Raw genomic sequence first — 1266 nt, forward strand, 5'->3', positions numbered from 1 at the left:
GGGTCTGCTGCACCGTTAGGTGACATCTGAGTTGGCTTGCCGTGATGGTGAGCTGGGAGGATGTCGCTGTGCCCAAGCCCTACCCCCAGGAGTTTCGCGACGATGTCGTGCGGGTCGCTCGTGATCGTGAGCCCGGTGTGACGGTCGAGCAGATCGCGAAGGACTTCGGGGTTCACCCGATGACGTTGTTCAAGTGGCTGCGCCAGGCCGAGATCGAGGAAGGCGCCAAGCCCGGTGCGAGCCGGGCCGAGTCGGCCGAGCTGCGCGAGGCCCGCAAGCGGATCAAGCTGCTGGAGCAGGAGAACGAGGTCCTGCGCCGCGCGACCGCGTATCTGTCGCAGGCGAACCTGCCGGGAAAAGGCTCTACCCGCTCGTGAACGAGCTCGCCGCCGACGGTGTCCCCGTCGCGGTGACGTGCCGGGTACTCGGGATCGCTCGCCAGCCGTACTACCGGTGGCGTGCCCGCCCGGTCACCGTCACCGAGCTCGGGCGGGCTCAGCGGGCGAACGCGTTATTCGACGCGCACCGCGATGATCCGGAGTTCGGCTACCGGTTCCTGGCCGACGAGGCCCGCGACGCCGGTCTGTCGATGGCGGATCGGACGGCGTGGCGGATCTGCTCGTCGATGGGCTGGTGGAGCGTGTTCGGCAAGAAACGCGGCCGCAACGGCAAGAAGGCCGGCCCGCCGGTGCACGACGACCTTGTCCGCCGCGACTTCACCGCCACAGCACCGAACCGGCTGTGGCTGGCCGATATCACCGAACACCGCACCACAGAAGGAAAACTGTACCTGTGCGCGGTCAAGGACGTCTGCTCCAAGCGGATCGTCGGCTACTCCATCGCCTCCCGGATGAAGTCCCGCCTCGCCGTCACCGCGCTCACCAACGCCCTCGCCGGCCGCGGTGACGTCGCCGGCTGTGTAGTGCACACCGACCGTGGATCGCAATTTCGTTCCAGGAAGTTCGTCCGTGCGCTCACTCGTCACGGCCTGTCCGGGTCGATGGGCCGGGTCGGCGCGGCGGGCGACAACGCGGCCATGGAGAGCTTCTTCGCGTTGCTGCAGAACAATGTTCTCGACCGGCGTACCTGGACCACTCGCGAGGAACTGCGGATCGCGATCGTCACCTGGATCGAGCGCACCTACCACCGTCGCAGGCGCCAGGTTGCTCTCGGCCGGTTGACCCCTATCGAATACGAAGTAATCATGTCCACGCCAGCCAGCCAGGCTGCGTGACTACCACTGTCACCTAACGGTGCAGCAGACCC

1 protein-coding gene is annotated in these 1266 nt (G+C 66.7%); it reads left to right on the forward strand.

Going from position 1 to position 1266, the window contains the following annotated elements; all coding sequences use genetic code 11:
* Positions 1-68: 68 nt before the first annotated feature.
* A protein-coding gene (locus G7043_RS47445) for an IS3 family transposase (RefSeq protein ID WP_166056396.1) occupies positions 69-1234 on the forward strand; the annotation gives its coding sequence in 2 pieces (ribosomal slippage) (positions 69-353 and positions 356-1234; 1164 coding nt in all).
* Positions 1235-1266 lie beyond the last annotated feature (32 nt).

Origin of the sequence: Lentzea alba (assembly GCF_011067745.1) — a bacterium.
Classification (GTDB): domain Bacteria; phylum Actinomycetota; class Actinomycetes; order Mycobacteriales; family Pseudonocardiaceae; genus Lentzea; species Lentzea alba.